Below are 16,172 nucleotides of genomic sequence, written 5' to 3'. Positions count from 1 at the left end.
AGGGACGGATGACGTAACCGCGACCGGTCGTCGTGGCGGTCCCCGAACCGACAACGGACCGATTCTCCGCGTGCGGGTGATCCATAGGTTCGTGTGCAGGCGCTTCCCGAACCGGAAGCGACGCGGGCGCATTGGAGAACCAACCAGCATGTCGGAAGCACCGCCGGTACCGGTGATCAGCGCGCATCGCCGCCGCACCGAGCTCGGGCCCCGCCGCGGGGCGCGGTCGGTGCGCGACGACGCGCCGAAGTCCCGCACCCGACCGCAGGCCCACGAACGCAACTTCCCGACCGCGGGGGTCCAGCTTTGGTGAACCGCAACGTGATCGTCCGAACCAGCAGGCAACCGGATCCGAAGGCGGTCGGCGACCTCGAACGCCTCGGCGTGGCCACCGCGCACGAGGCGATGGGGCGACGCGGGCTCGCGCAGCCGGTGCTGCGCCCGATCTACCCGGGCGCGCGCGTCGCGGGCCGCGCGGTGACCGTGCTGAGCCAGCCGGGCGACAACCTGATGATCCACGCCTCGATCGAGCAGTGCGGCCCGGGCGACGTTCTCGTGGTCGCCACGACCTCGCCGTCGACGGACGGGATGTTCGGCGAGCTGTTCGCCCGCCAGCTGGCGGCCAGAGACGTGCGCGGCCTGGTGATCGACGCGGGCGTGCGCGACGTGGCCGAACTGACCGCGATGGACTTTCCCGCGTGGTCGAAAGCGGTCAGCGCGCAGGGCACCGTCAAGGCCACCCCGGGATCGGTGAACGTACCGGTGGTGGTCGCCGGGCTTCCCGTCCGGCCCGGCGACGTGATCGTCGGCGATGACGACGGCGTGCTGTGCGTGCCGTGCGACCAAGCACCCGAGGTCGCGGCCGCGGCCGTGGAACGCGAGGCCAACGAGCAGGCCAAGCGGGAGAAGTTCCGAACCGGGACGCTCGGCCTGGACCTCTACGGGATGCGCGAGCAGCTGGAGCGCCTCGGTGTGACCTATGTGGACGAATCCGGGGAGGGCCGATGAGCACCTTCGTCCTGGTGCACGGGGCCTGGCACGGCGGCTGGTGCTGGGATCGGGTGGCCCCGCTGTTGCGCGCGGAGGGACACGAAGCGCACGCGCCCACTCTCACCGGGCTTTCCGAGCGATCCCACCTGCTCTCGCCGCAGATCGGGCTGGAGGCGCACACCGAGGACATCGTTCGGCACATCGACACGCTGGGACTGCGCGAGGTGGTCCTGGTCGGGCACAGCTACGCCGGGCAGCTGGTCACCTCGGTGGCCTCCGAGCGCCCGGAGGCGATCGCGCGGCGGGTCTACCTCGACGCCTTCGTCGGCGGGGACGGCGAAGCGGCCGTCGACCTGCTGCCGGAGAAGGTGCACCACCACTGGGCCGAATCCGCCGACGTGGACGGCTTCGGCTGGCTGGTGCCGCCCCGCTCGTTGTCGGTGCTCGGCGTGAGCCGCGCCGAGGACATCGACTGGCTGACGCCCAAGCTCACCCCGCACCCGTGGAAGACCTACACCGACGCGCTGCGCCTGACCGGGCGCGAGCACGACGTGCCCGCCGAGTTCGTCGAGTGCGTGGAGTGGATGCGGGTCTTCCGCGCCCACGCCGCACGCGCGCACGCTCGCGGCTGGCCGGTGCACGAGCTCAAGACCGGGCACGAGGCGATGGTCACCGCGCCGCGTGAACTGGCCGACGCGCTGCTGGCCATCGCAGGCGACTGAGGAGGGCACGCACGTGGAGTTCCTGGTTCGGATGGAGAACCGGCTGCCCCCGGAGACCCCGGAGGACGAGCGCGCCGAGCTCAAGGCGGGCGAGCGCGCTCGCGCCGCGGAGCTGCGAGCCGAGGGCGTCCTCAAGAGGCTCTGGCGGGTGCCCGGCCGGAACGCGACCGTCGGCCTGTACGAGGCCGCCGACCCGGCGCGGTTGCACGAGGCGCTGATGTCGCTGCCGATGGCACCGTGGCTGGACATCACCGTGGAACCGCTGGCCACGCATCCGCAGGAGGCGGGATGAGCGCGGAGCGCTTCGACGTGCCCGGCACCTACGTCTTCGACACCCGGGACAGCCACCGCGGCTACCGGTTGAACAAGATGCTGATGAGCTTCCGGTCGCCGGCCAACCGGGAGCGGTTCCTGGCCGATGAGGCGGCCTACTGCGCCGAATTCGGACTCAGCGACGAGCAGCGCGCCGCCGTCGTCGACCGCGACTGGCAGCGGATGCTCGACCTCGGCGGCAGCATTTTCTACGTGTTCAAGCTCGCCCTGGTCGACGGCAGATCCATGCAGTACCTCGGCGGCGAGTTCACCGGTATGACCGAGGCCGAATTCGTCGCGATGATGCGCGCAGGCGGGCGCACCTAGGAGTTCTCGCGGTGCGGGTTCGCGTGGCGCTGCCGGGCGGAGCCGCTCCCACGAAGCCGCGGATCGCCGAGACGGCGGGTCCGGCTCGCGGCGGCGCTCGCGGTACCAGTTCTGCAGGGAGGAACGCATGGCCGAGGTGATTTGGGGTCTGGCCACCTCGCACGTGCCGTCCATCGGAGCGGCGATGGACGGCGGCAAGACCGAGGATCCGTACTGGAAGCCGCTGTTCGAGGGATACCGGCCGGCCCGCGAGTGGATGGCCGAGCGCACTCCGGACGTGGCGCTGGTGATCTACAACGACCACGCCAACGCGCTGGACATCGACGTGGTACCGACCTTCGCCATCGGCACGGCCGATCGCTACGAGGTCGCCGACGAGGGATTCGGCAAGCGGCCGGTGCCCGACGTCGTCGGCGCGCCGGAGCTGTCGCTGCACCTGCTGGAGAACCTAGTCGACGACGGGTTCGACATGACATCGCTCCAGCAGCTCGACGTCGATCACGGCTGCACCGTCCCGCTGTCGGTGTACTGCCCGGAGCCGGGGGACCGGTGGCCCTGCGCGGTGGTCCCACTGCTGGTCAACGTGATCCAGTACCCGCAGCCCACCGCCGCGCGCTGCTACCGGCTCGGCCGCTCCATCGGCGCGGCGCTGCGCGGCTTCCCCGGCGACAGCACGATCGCGATCTTCGGCACCGGCGGGATGTCGCACCAGCTCGCCGGGGCGCGCGCCGGGTTCATCAACGCCGAGTTCGACCGGATGTTCCTGGACAAGATCGAGACGGATCCGGAGCACCTGGCCGGCCTCAGCCGCGAGGAGTACGTGCGGCAGGCGGGCTCCGAGGGGTTCGAGCTGGTGATGTGGCTGATCATGCGCGGCGCGATGGACGAACGGATCCACCGGGTGCACGAGACCTACCACGTGCCCGCCTCCAACACCGCCGCCGGCCTGGCCCTGTTCGACAACCGGGCGCACGCCTGAGCCCTCGTCGCGCGGGGCGGACCGCAGCGGGTTTCAGCTCGTGCCGTGATAGCGCGCGGCGAGCTCGCTGCGCGAGCGGATGCCCAGCTTGGCGTAGATCCGGGTCAGGTGGAACTGCACGGTCTTGACCGACACGAACAGCTCGACGGCCACCTGCTTGTTGGTCAGGCCCTGCGCCACCAGCTTCGCCACCGACTGCTCCTGCGGTGTCAGCTCGGACAGCTCCGCGCCCTCCCGCCTGGGGTGCAGGCCACCGGCTTTGAGCTCGCGGTCGCACCGGGTCACGTACGTGTTCGCCCCGAGTGCCGCCCAGCCCTCGCGCGAGGTCTGCAGCACCGCGTCGGCGTCCCGGCGCTTGCCCGCGCGCCGCAAGGACTGGCCGTAGGCGAAGTTCACCCGCGCCCGCTCGTAGGGCAGCGGCAGCGGTTTCAACCGTTCCAGCGCGCCCTCGAAGACGTCCGCGGCGGCCTCGAGGTCGCCGCGCGCGGCCAGGATCCGGCCGCGCACGTAGCCCAGCCGCGCTGCCGCGGAACGATGGCCGCGCGCGGCGACCAGCTCCTCGTGCGGGCGGAGGAACTCGTCGGCCTCGGTCACGCGGTTGGTCATCACCAGCGCGTTGGCGTAGACATCGGGCCAGGGCCAGAAACCGGGCTCGTCGACACCGCGACGGGGCCACAGGCGCACCACCGGCTCGAGCGCGCGCAGCACGCCCCCGTAGTCCGACTGGGCCTCGGCGCAGCTTGCCCGAGCCAGGCACGCCGGGATGAGCATGATCTCGTAGTCGTGCGTGGAGGCGGTCGCCAGCCGCAGGTGCTTCTCGGCCGCGTCGAAGGAGCCGCGCAGCGCGTGGATCTGCGCGCCGGTCCAGTGCACCAGCGGCCGGACCAGCTCCAGCTCGGTCTCGGCCAGCTGCGCGGCGGCGCGGCTGACGGTCTGCAGCGCTTCGTCCCACGCGCCGAGCGCGAAGTCCGCGCGCGCCAGCCATGCCTGCGCCCACAACGAGATGCGCAGCGCGCCCATCCGGTACTGGGTGGGCACCGCGATCTCCAGTTCGCGGCGCGCGGTCTGCGGTTCGTCCAGGGCCAGGTCGAGCCAGCCCTTGCCCAGCTGCGCGCGCTGGTGCTGCGCGCCGCGGCTGATCTTGGCGACCACTTCGCGGTAGGTCGCCCGGGCCTCGTCGATCTTGCCGTCGGCGGCCAGGCCGAGCCCCATGATCGCCTCGGTTTCCACCACGGCCGGGTCCGCCGGGTCGGCGAGGCCGACCGCCTTGCGCCCCCAGGCGGTGAGGTCCGGGCCGTGCCAGCGACTCAGCGAGTGCAGCACGCGCCGCTGGCAGATCAGCGCGGCGGTCTCCGGTTCCCGGTCGGGCCGGCACGCCTGCCAGGCGCGGGTGAGCAGCAGCTCCGCCTCGGCGGCCCGGCCGCGCTGGATGGCGAGGTAGCCGAGCACGGCGTCCCGCAGCGGGGTCGAGGCCAAGCTCTCCAGCTGGGCCGAGTAGGAGCTGGCGCGACCCAGCTCGCCCGCACCGACCAGCGCGTCGACGCCGCGCACCAAGCGGTTCTCGCGGTCGGCGCGCACCGGGCTGAGCCTGCTGGCGTTGATCAGCGCGTCGCCTGCCGCCGACCACGCGCCGAGGGCCGATTGGCGCACCGCGAAGTCGTCGAGGCGGGCGGCCAGGTCCGGATCCGGTGCCGGTGCCGCGGCCACCAGGTGTTGCAGCCGGTCCTCCTCGGCGGTGCTCGAACGCGCCGCGGCGAGGTGCAGGTCGTGCCGCCGCCGGGGCGGGATGGCGTGGTAGATCGCCGCGTGCACCAGCGGGTCCGGGAACCGCACCACGCGCAGTCCGTGCCCGGCAACCGTTTCCAGCAGGACACGAGCGCAGGCCTCGTCGACCGCGATGATCGGTTGCTGCGTGCCCGCGAGCTCGGCCGCGGCCGCGATGTCCACGGTCCGGCCCAGCACCGCCGCGGCGGAGACGAACTCCTGCGTCGTCGGCGAGCAGTCGCGCAGGAGCTCGCCGACCTCCTCGCGCACCGGACGGGGCGCGGGCAGCGCGGGCTGCCAGCCCTGCCAGCTCTCCGGAGGTAGTTCGTCGAGCAGGTCGCGGATGTGGCGCGGATTTCCTCCGGTGTGGGCGGCGAGGTCGTGGGCCACGGGCGCGCTGAGCTCCACTCCGGCGTGCAGGACCGCCAACATCCGCACCTCCTCGGCTGCCAGCGGGCCGACCCGCACCACGTGCTCGCCGCGCAGTGCTGCGGGCAGCGCGCCGGTGCGGGCCACCAGCAGGAACAGCGCCTGCTCGTCGGTGAGACGATGATGGGCCGACAGCAGGACCCGCAGCGACTCGAGATCGGCCGCCTCGGCGTCTTCGACCACGATCAGCGACGGGCCCGCCCCGCACCACTCGACCAGCTCCGGCACCCCTGCGCCCGGGACCAGGCGGTCGAGCACCCGGCCCGCCGCGTCGCGCTCCCACGCCAGGCCGACCGCTCGGGCCACCCGGTCCTGCGGGTTCCGGCTGAGGAAGTGAGCGACCAGCGCGGACTTGCCGATGCCCGCCTCGCCCTCGACGACCACGAAACCGGGGCGGTCCCGCAGCGACCGCTCCAGCTCGGCGAGTTCGGCCCGCCTGCCGACCAGCTCGACGTCGTGCCAGCTCACCAGCCCACCGTAACCGCGCGAGCGGGCCTCACCCGAGATCGCCACCGGCGACCGGCAGCACCGACCCGGTGATGTACGAGGCCTCCGGGGAGGCCAGGAACGCGATCGCCGCCGCCTGCTCGTCGACGGTTCCGTAGCGGCCCAGCAGCGTGGAATCCACCGTCTGGTCGACGATCTGCTGGTACCAGGCGCGCTCCTGGTCACCTTCGGGCGCGGGGCCGCGGGCGATGCGCCGCGGTGGTGCTTCGGTACCGCCCGGAGCGGTGGCCACCACCCGGATGCCGTGCTCGGCGGCCTCCATCGCCAGCGCGGTGGTGATCGCGTTGACCCCGCCCTTGGCGGCGGCGTACGGCACCCGGTTGATCCCGCGGGTGGCCACCGAGGAAACGTTGACGATGGTGCCGCGCCCCTGCGCGATCAGGTAGGGCAGCACGGCGCGGCAGGACCACAGCGTCGGGAACAACGACCGGCGGACCTCGGCCTCGATCTGCTCCGGCGGGTAGTGCTCGTAGGGCTTGGCCCAGATCGTGCCGCCGACGGTGTTGACCAGGACGTCGATCCCGCCGTGCAGGCCGTGCGCTTCGGACATCACCTCGATGGCCCCGGTGTACTCCTCGAGGTCGGCGATCAACCCGTGCGCCTTGCGGCCGCCGGCGAGCAGCCCGCCCGCGACTTCGTGCACCACCTCGCTGCGGTCCACCAGCACGACTTCGGCGCCTTCGGCGAACATGCGCTCGGCCGTCGCCCGCCCGATGCCCTGCGCGGTGCCGGTGACCACGACGACCTGTCCGGCGAAGCGGTTCATCGGCCCACCTCCGCGGCGACGGTGAACTTCTCGGTGTAGAAGTTCGCCGGGGCGACTCCGGTGTCCCGCAGGTGCCCGCGCACCGCGTCGACCATCGGCGGTGGTCCGCACAGGTAGACGTCCACGTCGCCGCCGTGCAGCACCTCCGGGGTGAACAGCCCGGTCACGTAGCCCTTGTTGGGTGCGCTGCTGTTCTCGTCGGCCACGCAGTGCTCGAAGGTGAACCCGGGGATCGTCTCCGCGCACGACCGCAGCCAGTCCAGCTCGACCAGGTCGGTGTCGGTGGTGACGCCGTAGATCAGGTGCACCGGGTGGGCGGGCGCGGATTCCCGGAACCGCTCCAGCATCGACTGCAGCGGAGCCAGCCCGGTGCCGCCCGCCAGCAGCAGCGCGGGACGCAGCAGCTCGCGCAGGAAGAACCCGCCCAGCGGTCCGGTGAGCTCCAGCCGGTCGCCGACCTCGGCGCGTTCGGAGAGGTAGGTCGACATCGCGCCGCCCCGCGTGATGCGCACCAGGAAGGACACGGTCTTCTCCGAGGGGCCGGAGCTGAACGAGTAGGACCGGGTCAGCTCGGTTCCCGGCACCCGGACGTTGACGTACTGCCCGGGCAGGAACGCCAGCCGGTCCCGGTCGTCGAGCTCGACCGAGAATGCCACTGCGGATTCGGACAGCCGCCGGATCTCGGTGATGCATCCCGCGTGCGCTTCCGCGCCGGTCTTGGCGGACGCGGAGGTGGCCTGGATCTCCAGGACCAGATCGCTCTCCGGCACCATCTGGCAGGGCAGCGCGTAACCGGCCGCGGCCTCGTCGTCGGAGAGCGCGTCCTCGATGTAGTCCCCGCCGTCGTACCGGCCGGAGACGCACATCGACTTGCAGGTGCCGCAGGCACCGTCCCGGCAGTCCAGCGGGATGTTGATGCGCTGCCGGTAGGACGCCTCCGCGACCGTCTCGTGCGGATCGCACTCGATGAAGCGGGTGACACCGTCTTCGAAGCTCAACGCCACTTGATAGCTCATGTCGCGCTCCTCGTGAATCGTCCTCGAGCGCCGGCGGTGCGACCGCGGCGGGTCCCGAACCGCACCGCCGGGCCGCTGAGCCGGATCGGCGGGATCAAACGTGGTAGATGTCGACGACGTGGTGCACGTAGTCGTTCTTGAGCACCACGGTCTTCTTCGTGATCAGCGGCAGCTCGCCGGTGAAATCGATGGTGTAGAACGAGGTTCCGAAGTAGGTGTCGACGTTCTGGTAGCGGTAGTAGAGCGTGAACCAGTTGAACCGCACGTCGACCTCGCCGCCGCGCTGCTCGACGATCTCCACGTTGGTGATGTTGTGCCCGGTGCGCGGCTCCGGGATGCTCGTGGCCGCCGATCGGTCGGTGCGGATCCGGAAGACCCGGTCCTCCAGGCCACCCCGGTTGGGGTAGTAGATCAGCGAGATCTCGCTGTGCGGGTCCTCGGTGAGCTCGTCATCGTCGTCCCACGCGGGCATCCAGTACACGACGTCCGGGTGGTAGCACTCGAGCCACTGCTCGAACTCGCGATCGTCCAGGTAGCGGGCCTCGCGGTAGAGGAACTGCCGCACGGCCTCGGTGGTGATCTCCGCGGTAGCTGTGGTCATCTCGCACCTCACCGGTTTCCGCTGGCCTCGGCGGAATCCACCGCGGCGCGCATCTTCTCGAGCCAGTAGCCGTGCTGGATGGGGTAGAGGCCCTCGTCCTCGGTGCGCACTCCGCTGGCGATCGGTTCGAGGCCCAGCCGCTCGGCGTCCGCATCGGGGCCGTCGATCTGGTGGGTGGCCCCGCGGCTGAGGTCGTTCCACGGCGCCGCGGTCGCCACGTAGGTGTTCTGGCAGGCGCGGAACTCCTCGAGGTCGTCCGGCGTGGCCATCCCGGTGGCGTTGAAGAAGTCCTCGTACTGGCGGATTCGGTTGGCCCGCGCCTCGGCGCTCTCGCCCTTGGGGGCGATGCAGTAGATGGTCACCTCGGTCTTGTCCACCGAGATCGGCCGGAAGTGCCGGATCTGCGAGCTGAACTGGTCCATCAGGTAGACGTTCGGGTACAGGCAGAGGTTGCGGGAGTAGCCGATCATCCAGTTGGCGCGGTCCTCGCCGAACTGCGCCACGAGTTCGTCGCGCTTCTCGTTCAGCGAGCGGTTGCTCGGATCCGCCCACTCGGTCCACAGCAGCAGGTGCCCGTGCTCGAAGGAGTAGAACCCGCCCTTCTGCCGGGACCAGGAACCGGCGTCCATGTTCTTGGTCTCGTTCGCCGATTCGCCGGACTTGCGGCGGGCCGTGGTGGCCGCGTAGTTCCAGTGCGTCGCCGAGACGTGGTAGCCGTCCGCGCCGTTCTCGGCCTGCAGCTTCCAGTTGCCGTCGAAGACGTAGCTCGAGGCGCCGCGCAGCACTTCCAGGCCGTCCGGTGACTGGTCGACGACCATGTCGATGATCTTCGCGGCCTCGCCGAGGTGCTCGACCAGCGGTGCGACGTCGGCGTTGAGGCTGCCGAAGAGGAATCCGCGGTAGTTCTCGAAGCGCGCGACCCTGGTCAGGTCGTGCGAGCCGTCGGTGTTGAACTGCTCGGGATACCCCGCGTCGCGCGGGTCCTTGACCTTGAGCAGCTTGCCGGAGTTGCTGAACGTCCAGCCGTGGAAGGGGCAGGTCAGCGTCGTGCGGTTGTCCCGCTTGCGGCGGCAGAGCATCGCGCCGCGGTGCGAGCAGGCGTTGACCAGGCAGTTGAGCTCGCCCTGCTTGTCGCGGGTGATCACCACCGGGGTGCGCCCGATGTAGGTGGTGAAGTAGTCCCCGGGGTTCGGGATCTGGCTCTCGTGGGCGAGGTAGAGCCAGTTGCCCTCGAACAGGTAGCGCATCTCCAGCTCGAACAGATCCGGGTCGGTGAAGATGCTGCGGTTGGCGCGGTACACGCCGCGTTCGGGGTCTTCCACCAGGGCGTCGGCGAGCGTGGTCCGGATGCGGTCCAGCGTCTCGGACATGTGGTGCCTCCTGTTCCGGCGGGCGACTCCGCCCGCCTCGGACTGCGATGTCCGCCTTCGCGGAGAAGGTTTGGAGCACGTTGGCACGCGAGTGCGCTGGGTCACACCGGGCAAAACCCGAGTTCCGACCAGGACCCCCATTCATATGCGCCACATATGAAAGTGGCTCGAATGAGTATTTGTGGCCGCTGAATAACCGGCTTAGTCTGGCCGGGACGAGGTCGCGCTGTGGTCGCGACCACAGCCCTGCGGTTGCGGTGGAGGGGGTGGGCATGGAGCTGCGGCACATGCGCTACTTCGTGGCGGTCGCCGAGACCCGGCACTTCGGCCGGGCGGCCAAGCGGCTGAACATGGCGCAGCCACCGCTGTCGCAGGCGATCCGCCAGCTGGAGGACGAGCTCGGCGCGTCGTTGCTGGCGCGCACCACGCGGCAGGTGCAGCTCACGCCCGCCGGTGAGGTCTTCTACGACGACGCGCTGCGCATCCTCAAGTCCATCGAGGACGCCACCGGCCGGGTCGAGCGGCTCGCCGATGGCAGGCACGGCGTGCTGCGGCTGGGCATGACCGGGTTGGCCTGCTACGCGCAGCTACCCAGGCTGGCGCGGATCGTGGAACGCGAACTTCCCGCGGTGGAACTGGAAATCCACGCCGACCTGCTGACCCCGGCGCAGGAGAAGGCGCTGCGCGAGGACAGCATCGACGTCGGCGTGCTGCGCCCGCCGACGCGGGAGACCGGGATCGCCCACCGCACCATCGCCCGCGAGCCCTTGGTGCTGGTGCTGCCCGAGAATCACACGCTGGCCGGCTTCGACGAGGTCGAGATGGCCAGGCTGCGCTCCGAGCGCTTCATCATGTACTCCACGACGCTGCGCTCGGTGGTCAACGACGCCGTCGTGCGCAGCTGCCTGACCGCCGGGTTCTACCCGCTGTGCGGCCACGAGATCGGGGAGGCCGCGATCCAGGTGGCCCTGGTGGCGGCCGGGCTCGGGGTGGCGCTGGCCCCGGAGTCGGTCCGGTCGATCCCGTTGCCGGGCGTGGTGTTCCGCCCGGTCCCCGACGCGGGCAGCGTCGAGCTGGCGGTGGCCTGGCGGGACGACGACGACTCGCCGCTGCTGCGCAACCTGCTCACCGCGCTGACCGCAGACGAGGTGTTCAACCCGCGAGACATCGAGGTTTCCCCGTGAAGATCACGCAGGTCGAGGCGATCCCGTTCGCCATCCCGTATCGCAAGCCGTTGCGCTTCGCCAGCGGCGAGGTGCACGCCGCCGAGCACGTGCTGGTCCGGGTGCACACCGACGAAGGGCTGGTCGGGGTCGGCGAAGCGCCGCCGCGACCGTTCACCTACGGCGAGACCCAGGAATCCATCATCACCGCGATCGACAAGCTGTTCGCGCCCGAGGTGATCGGCAGCTCACCGCTGGAGCGCGAGGCCATCCACGCGCGGCTGAACCGCACCGTCGGCAACCCCACGGCCAAGGCGGCGCTGGACATGGCGTTGTGGGACGTCATCGGCAAGTCGCTGGAGCTGCCGGTGACCGACCTGCTCGGCGGGTACGGCGACCGGATGCGGGTCTCGCACATGGTGGGTTTCGCACCACCGGAGCAGATGGTCGCCGAGGCCGAGCGGATGCGCGACGAGTACGGGATCACCACCTTCAAGGTCAAGGTCGGGCGCAATCCCTACACCCAGGACGTCGCGGCCTGCCGAGCGCTGCGCGAAGCGCTGGGCGAGGACGTCGAGCTCTACGTCGACGGCAACCGCGGCTGGACCGCCTCGGACTCCGCCCGCGCCCTGCAGGAGATGTCGGACCTCGGGCTGACGCTGGCCGAGGAGCTGTGCCCGGCCGACGAGGTGCTGGGCAGGCGGTGGCTGGTCCAGCAGTGCACGATCCCGTTCGTCGCCGACGAGAGCGCGACCCGCCCGGCCGAGGTCACGCGCGAGCTGCTGGGCGGTTCGGCGACGGCGATCAGCATCAAGACCGCGCGCACCGGGTTCACCGCCTCGCAACGGGTGCTGTTCCAGTGCGAGGGGCTCGGGGTGGAGGTGGTGGTCGGCAACCAGGTCGACGGGCAGCTCGGAACCATGTGTGGGGCCGTCTTCGGCGCGGCGCACGAGCTGACCTCCAAGCGCGCGGGCGAGCTGTCCAACTTCCTGGACATGCGCGATGACCTGCTCACCGAGCCGATCCGGATCGTCGACGGCACCGTCCCGGTCCGGCGGCTTCCCGGAATCGGGGTGGAGATCGACCCCGAAAAGCTCGCGCACTACCGCCAGGACCGCTGAGGCCCGGGCGGGCGCGGAGAACCGTCAACAACGCAGTTGAGTGAGGGAAGTATCGAGATGACATCGCAGCTGAGCGACCAGCAAGCCACCGCAGCGGCCTCGGGCGCCGCCGCCACCGAGCGCTTCCAGCAGAAGGGCAGCGCGGCCGACACCAGCCCGGAGCGCGTCGACCTCCTGGCGGGCGAGGTCCTCAAGGCGGTGCACGACACGATCCGCAAGCACGAGGTCACCTACGCCGAGTACGACGCGCTCAAGGCGTGGCTGATCCAGGTCGGCGCGGACGGCGAGTGGCCGCTGTTCCTGGACGTGTGGGTCGAGCACGTGGTCGAGGAGGTCGCCACCTCCGACCGGCGGGGTTCCAAGGGCACCATCGAAGGGCCCTACTACGTGCCGGACGCGCCGCGGCTGCCCGCGGAGGCGACCCTGCCGATGCGCGATGCCGAGCCCGGGACCCCGCTGCTGTTCCAGGGAGAGGTCAGCAGCGTGGCGGGGCAGCCGCTGTCCGGCGCGGAGGTCGAGATCTGGCACGCCGACGACGACGGTTACTACTCGCAGTTCGCCCCGGACATTCCGGAGTGGAACCTGCGCGGCACGGTCGTCGCCGACGAGCAGGGCAGGTTCAAGATCCACACGGTGCAGCCCGCGCCGTATCAGATCCCCACCGACGGCGCGTGCGGCAAGCTGATCTCCGCCGCGGGCTGGCACGCCTGGCGTCCGGCGCACCTGCACCTGAAGGTTTCCGCGCCGGGGCACCAGCTGCTCACCGCCCAGCTGTACTTCGCGGGCGGCGAGCACGTGGCCGACGACATCGCGCAGGCGGTCAAGCCCGAGCTGATCCTGGATCCGGCGCCGAAGCCCGATGGTTCCGGCAACGAGGTCACCTACGACTTCGTCCTCGACCCCGAGTGAACCGGCGCGGCCGGAGAGAGGAAGCGCATTGCTGTTCGCGGTGAAGATGGACGTCGATCTCCCGGTGGAGATGGATCCCGAGGTCAAGGCGGACACGCTCGCCAGGGAGAAGGCCTACTCGCAGCAGTTGCAGCGGGACGGGGAATGGGTGCACATCTGGCGGCTGGCCGGCCGGTACTCCAACCTCAGCGTCTTCGACGTCGCCGACAACGAGCGGTTGCACGAGATCCTGTGGAACCTGCCGCTGTTCCCGTACATGAACGTCGAGGTCACCCCGCTGGCCACGCATCCATCGGACATCGCCCTGCTGCGGGCCTGAGCGCGAGCCGGACCGGGGCGCACCGGGCTCCTGTCCGGGCCTCTCGGGCGTCGAGGCCTGACGGTCTTAGGAGACATTTTCAGTTCGTGGGTTGTGGCGGTGCCGGGAGCGGAACCTCGGACGCCGCCGGGCTGCGGGATCCGCTCCTTGAGCAGCGGCCTGCGCGGCGTCGCGGCTGTCCTCGCCCGACGACGTCGGAGAACCCGCAGCGGCGCCGGCTGAGTCCCACACCGCATGCGGCCCCGCCGCATTCTGAAAGGACCCCTTAGGAAAAGCTGTCACGTCCCCTGCTCGGGTGTCGCTGTCGGATTGGCCGGTGGGGTTCGTTGCCGACTCCGCGGGTCCCGGGAGCACCCGCGGCCGGGCGACGTGCGTGGCTCACCGCCCTCTGACCTGCAGCGCGCCCAGCAGCTTGGCGGTCGCTCGTTCGATCTCGTCGACCGCCTCCTGGAAGGCTTCGGTGTTGTGCGCTGCGGGCGCGCGGAAGCCGGAGATCTTGCGGACGTACTGCAGGGCCGCCGCGTGCACGTCGGATTCGGTCACCTGTTCGGCATACGGTGGGCGCAGCGTCTTGATGCTTCGGCACATGTGCGCATTGTCCACCTGCCGCGCCCCGCTCACCAGCGTTAATGTGGCCCGGTGTCGAAACCGAGCCGGGAGGAAGTCATGGGCGCCGCCCCGTTGCCGATCTGCGCGACCTGCGGGACCCAGTACGCGCAGGAGCGGGCGGACTGCCCGATCTGCCTGGACGAGCGGCAGTACGTGCCGCTGGACGGACAGCGCTGGACCGATCTGGAGACCCTGCGAGCCGAGCACGAGCCGCTGCTGCGCGATCAAGGCGGGCTGCTGGGCATCGGGTGCGAGCCGAAGTTCGGCATCGGTCAGCGCGCGCTGCTGGTACCGACCGAGGCCGGAAACGTGCTGTGGGACTGCGTTTCCTACCTGGACGACGAGATCGCGGCCGCGATCGACGAACGCGGCGGGTTGATCGGCGTCGCGATCAGCCACCCGCACTACTACACGACCATGGTGGAGTGGGCGCGCGCCTTCGACGTGCCCATCCACCTGCACGCCGACGACCGGCAGTGGGTGTGCAGGCCGGACCCGGCGATCGAGTTCTGGGACGGCGAGACCAAGGAACTCGCGCCGGGTCTGACGCTGATCAACCTCGGGGTGCACTTCGCGGGCGGCACCGTGCTGCACAACGCGGCGGGGGAGGGGTCGCTGTGCAGCGGCGACATCGTGCAGGTCATCCCGGACCGCACGCACGTCGCGTTCATGTACAGCTACCCGAACCTCATTCCGGAGCGCCCCAGCGTCGTGCGCAGAGCCGCTGAGATGCTCGAGGACTACCGGTTCGACGCGCTCTACGGCGCGTTCTGGGACACCGTGATCCCCGCTGGCGCGCACGAGATCGTGCAGCGCTCGGCCCGGCGCTACCTGAGCTTCGTGCTCGAGGAGTGAGCCACGCGAGACGAGCGGGGGCGGGCACCGGCCGGTGCCCGCCCCCACTGTTCGGCGAGGAACTACCTCGCCGCTTCGAGATCGGTCAGGTCGCGGTCGAGGGTCTCCGGAGCCATCCGCGAGGCGACGAAGCTGATGGCCATGATCACCATCATGTAGATCGCCACCGGCACCCAGGAGCCGCCGAAGAGCGCCATCAGTCCCGCGCAGATCAGCGGGGCGATGCCACCGCCGACCACCGCGGAGAACTCGCGGCTCAGCGCCACGCCCGCGTAGCGGTAGCGGCTGCCGAACAGCTCCGGGAAGTAGCTCATCTGCACGCCGACCGAACCGTGGCAGGCCAGCACGAAGCCGATGATGATCGCCACCGTGATGGCCACCGGCGAAGCGGTGTTGAGCGCCACGAACGTCGGAACCGGCAGCAGCACCAGCGCACCCATGATCGTCGAGTAGACGCGCTTGCGACCGAGCACATCGGACAGCGCGCCGAAGCCGAACGCCGCGAGACCACCGCACAGCGCGCCCACGAACAGCACCTTGGGCACGAACGAGTCGTCGACGCCGACGGAGGAGACCAGGTAGGAGGCCATGAACACCTGGTAGGTGTAGGACTGCGCGTTGGAACCGACGTTCATGAAGAACGCGAGCAGGAACGGGCGACGTCCCTTCTTGAAGGTCTCGGCCACCGGTGCCTGGGCCTCGTTGGCGTGTTCCTTGAGCTCCTCGAACACCGGGCTCTCGTTGAGCTTTCGCCGGATGATCAGCGCAGCGATCGTCACCAGCAGGCTGCTGCCGAACACCAGTCGCCAGCCCCAGCTCATCAGAGCGTCGTGCGGCAGCATCTGAGCGAGGATCCAGGCGATCGCGCCCAGCGCGGTGCCCAGCGCCGCACCGGTCATGACCAGCGACGCCATCCTGCCACGAGTGCGCTTGTGGGCGGTTTCGGTGAGCAGCGTGGCCCCACCGGCCTGCTCGGCACCGGCGCCCACGCCCTGGAAGAACCGGCACAGCACCAGCAGCACCGGCGCCAGCAGCCCGACCTGACTGAAGGTCGGCAGCAGACCGATGGCCAGCGTCGAACCGCCCATCAGCAGTAGGGTGGCCACCAGCACCCACTTGCGCCCCAGCCGGTCGCCGAAGCGCGAGAAGAACAGCCCGCCCAGCGGCCGCGCGGCGAAACCGACGGCGTAGGCGCTGAAGCTGGCCAGGATGCCCGCGATGGGCGAGATGTTCGGGAAGAACAGATTGCTGAAGATCAGCGCCGACGCCGTGCCGTAGATGACGAAGTCGTACTGCTCCAGCGTGGTTCCGATCAGGCCGGCCCACGCCGCCCGCCGGACCGCCTTGGGATCGGCCTCTCCGGGCGGGGGCGCGGTGTCCACCGTTGAACTTCGTTGTTCAGTCATCGTCACG

18 protein-coding genes are annotated in these 16,172 nt (G+C 70.4%); 11 read left to right on the top strand and 7 right to left on the bottom strand.

Going from position 1 to position 16,172, the window contains the following annotated elements; genetic code table 11:
- The first annotated feature begins 148 nt into the window (after nt 1-148).
- From ABD289_RS16895 to ABD289_RS16870, 6 genes are all read left to right on the top strand, one after another.
- On the top strand, nt 149-313 hold the full coding sequence (locus ABD289_RS16895) for a hypothetical protein (protein ID WP_344133174.1): 165 nt from the start codon (nt 149-151) through the stop codon (nt 311-313).
- Nucleotides 307-1,008 (top strand): 4-carboxy-4-hydroxy-2-oxoadipate aldolase/oxaloacetate decarboxylase, encoded by a 702-nt coding sequence (locus tag ABD289_RS16890; RefSeq protein ID WP_425564705.1) that lies wholly within the window; start codon nt 307-309, stop codon nt 1,006-1,008. The genes ABD289_RS16895 and ABD289_RS16890 overlap by 7 nt, the downstream gene beginning before the upstream one ends.
- Nucleotides 1,005-1,712 carry an alpha/beta hydrolase gene (locus ABD289_RS16885; RefSeq protein ID WP_344133170.1) on the top strand — a complete coding sequence of 236 codons (708 nt, stop codon included), beginning with the start codon at nt 1,005-1,007 and terminating at the stop codon, nt 1,710-1,712. Before ABD289_RS16890 ends, ABD289_RS16885 begins: the two co-directional genes overlap by 4 nt.
- A gap of 13 nt (nt 1,713-1,725) precedes the next feature.
- Nucleotides 1,726-2,004, top strand: coding sequence for a muconolactone Delta-isomerase (locus tag ABD289_RS16880; RefSeq protein WP_344133167.1), 279 nt, complete (start codon nt 1,726-1,728; stop codon nt 2,002-2,004).
- Entirely contained in the window at nt 2,001-2,351 is a 351-nt protein-coding gene (gene ligA / locus ABD289_RS16875) for a protocatechuate 4,5-dioxygenase subunit alpha (protein ID WP_344133163.1), read from the top strand. Before ABD289_RS16880 ends, ligA begins: the two co-directional genes overlap by 4 nt.
- A 127-nt stretch (nt 2,352-2,478) precedes the next feature.
- Nucleotides 2,479-3,330, top strand: a complete 852-nt coding sequence (locus ABD289_RS16870; RefSeq protein ID WP_344133160.1) for a class III extradiol dioxygenase subunit beta — start codon at nt 2,479-2,481, stop codon at nt 3,328-3,330.
- A 33-nt stretch (nt 3,331-3,363) separates the two neighbouring features.
- Here ABD289_RS16870 and ABD289_RS16865 read toward each other — a convergent pair whose 3' ends face one another.
- From ABD289_RS16865 to benA, 5 genes are all read right to left on the bottom strand, one after another.
- On the bottom strand, nt 3,364-5,991 hold the full coding sequence (locus ABD289_RS16865) for a helix-turn-helix transcriptional regulator (RefSeq protein WP_344133157.1): 2,628 nt from the start codon (nt 5,989-5,991) through the stop codon (nt 3,364-3,366).
- Nucleotides 5,992-6,019: 28 nt separating this feature from the next.
- The gene (locus ABD289_RS16860; protein WP_344133153.1) at nt 6,020-6,796 is read right to left on the bottom strand and encodes a 1,6-dihydroxycyclohexa-2,4-diene-1-carboxylate dehydrogenase; all 777 of its coding nucleotides are present in this window, start codon (nt 6,794-6,796) and stop codon (nt 6,020-6,022) included.
- The gene (gene benC / locus ABD289_RS16855) at nt 6,793-7,812 is read right to left on the bottom strand and encodes a benzoate 1,2-dioxygenase electron transfer component BenC (RefSeq protein ID WP_344133150.1); all 1,020 of its coding nucleotides are present in this window, start codon (nt 7,810-7,812) and stop codon (nt 6,793-6,795) included. The genes ABD289_RS16860 and benC overlap by 4 nt, the downstream gene beginning before the upstream one ends.
- Before the next feature lie 94 nt (nt 7,813-7,906).
- On the bottom strand, nt 7,907-8,413 hold the full coding sequence (gene benB / locus ABD289_RS16850) for a benzoate 1,2-dioxygenase small subunit (protein ID WP_344133147.1): 507 nt from the start codon (nt 8,411-8,413) through the stop codon (nt 7,907-7,909).
- An 8-nt stretch (nt 8,414-8,421) separates the two neighbouring features.
- Complete coding sequence (benA, locus tag ABD289_RS16845; RefSeq protein WP_344133145.1) at nt 8,422-9,783, bottom strand: benzoate 1,2-dioxygenase large subunit; 1,362 nt, start codon at nt 9,781-9,783, stop codon at nt 8,422-8,424.
- A gap of 272 nt (nt 9,784-10,055) precedes the next feature.
- Here benA and ABD289_RS16840 point away from each other — a divergent pair, with 272 nt between their 5' ends.
- Genes ABD289_RS16840 through catC form a run of 4 tightly spaced genes read left to right on the top strand, consistent with a single transcriptional unit; the run spans nt 10,056 to nt 13,295 of the window.
- Nucleotides 10,056-10,967 carry a LysR substrate-binding domain-containing protein gene (locus ABD289_RS16840; RefSeq protein ID WP_344133143.1) on the top strand — a complete coding sequence of 304 codons (912 nt, stop codon included), beginning with the start codon at nt 10,056-10,058 and terminating at the stop codon, nt 10,965-10,967.
- The gene (locus ABD289_RS16835; protein WP_344133140.1) at nt 10,964-12,067 is read left to right on the top strand and encodes a mandelate racemase/muconate lactonizing enzyme family protein; all 1,104 of its coding nucleotides are present in this window, start codon (nt 10,964-10,966) and stop codon (nt 12,065-12,067) included. Before ABD289_RS16840 ends, ABD289_RS16835 begins: the two co-directional genes overlap by 4 nt.
- 57 nt (nt 12,068-12,124) lie before the next feature.
- Nucleotides 12,125-12,976: a catechol 1,2-dioxygenase gene (catA, locus tag ABD289_RS16830; protein WP_344133137.1), complete on the top strand. Its 852-nt coding sequence runs from the start codon at nt 12,125-12,127 to the stop codon at nt 12,974-12,976.
- Nucleotides 12,977-13,004: 28 nt separating this feature from the next.
- Nucleotides 13,005-13,295, top strand: coding sequence for a muconolactone Delta-isomerase (catC, locus tag ABD289_RS16825; RefSeq protein ID WP_344133134.1), 291 nt, complete (start codon nt 13,005-13,007; stop codon nt 13,293-13,295).
- A gap of 378 nt (nt 13,296-13,673) precedes the next feature.
- On the opposite strand, the gene ABD289_RS16820 is transcribed toward catC, so the two are convergent.
- Nucleotides 13,674-13,883 carry a DUF2277 domain-containing protein gene (locus ABD289_RS16820; protein WP_344133130.1) on the bottom strand — a complete coding sequence of 70 codons (210 nt, stop codon included), beginning with the start codon at nt 13,881-13,883 and terminating at the stop codon, nt 13,674-13,676.
- A 78-nt stretch (nt 13,884-13,961) separates the two neighbouring features.
- On the opposite strand from ABD289_RS16820, the gene ABD289_RS16815 reads away from it, so the two are divergent.
- Nucleotides 13,962-14,759 carry an MBL fold metallo-hydrolase gene (locus ABD289_RS16815; RefSeq protein WP_344133651.1) on the top strand — a complete coding sequence of 266 codons (798 nt, stop codon included), beginning with the start codon at nt 13,962-13,964 and terminating at the stop codon, nt 14,757-14,759.
- A 62-nt stretch (nt 14,760-14,821) separates the two neighbouring features.
- On the opposite strand, the gene ABD289_RS16810 is transcribed toward ABD289_RS16815, so the two are convergent.
- Nucleotides 14,822-16,165 carry an MFS transporter gene (locus tag ABD289_RS16810; protein WP_344133127.1) on the bottom strand — a complete coding sequence of 448 codons (1,344 nt, stop codon included), beginning with the start codon at nt 16,163-16,165 and terminating at the stop codon, nt 14,822-14,824.
- Between the last annotated feature and the right edge of the window lie 7 nt (nt 16,166-16,172).

The organism is Saccharopolyspora halophila (assembly GCF_039531955.1).
GTDB classification, from domain to species: domain Bacteria; phylum Actinomycetota; class Actinomycetes; order Mycobacteriales; family Pseudonocardiaceae; genus Saccharopolyspora; species Saccharopolyspora halophila.
Note: the sequence above shows the minus strand (reverse complement) of the source record. Positions and strands in the feature narration are given on the sequence as shown.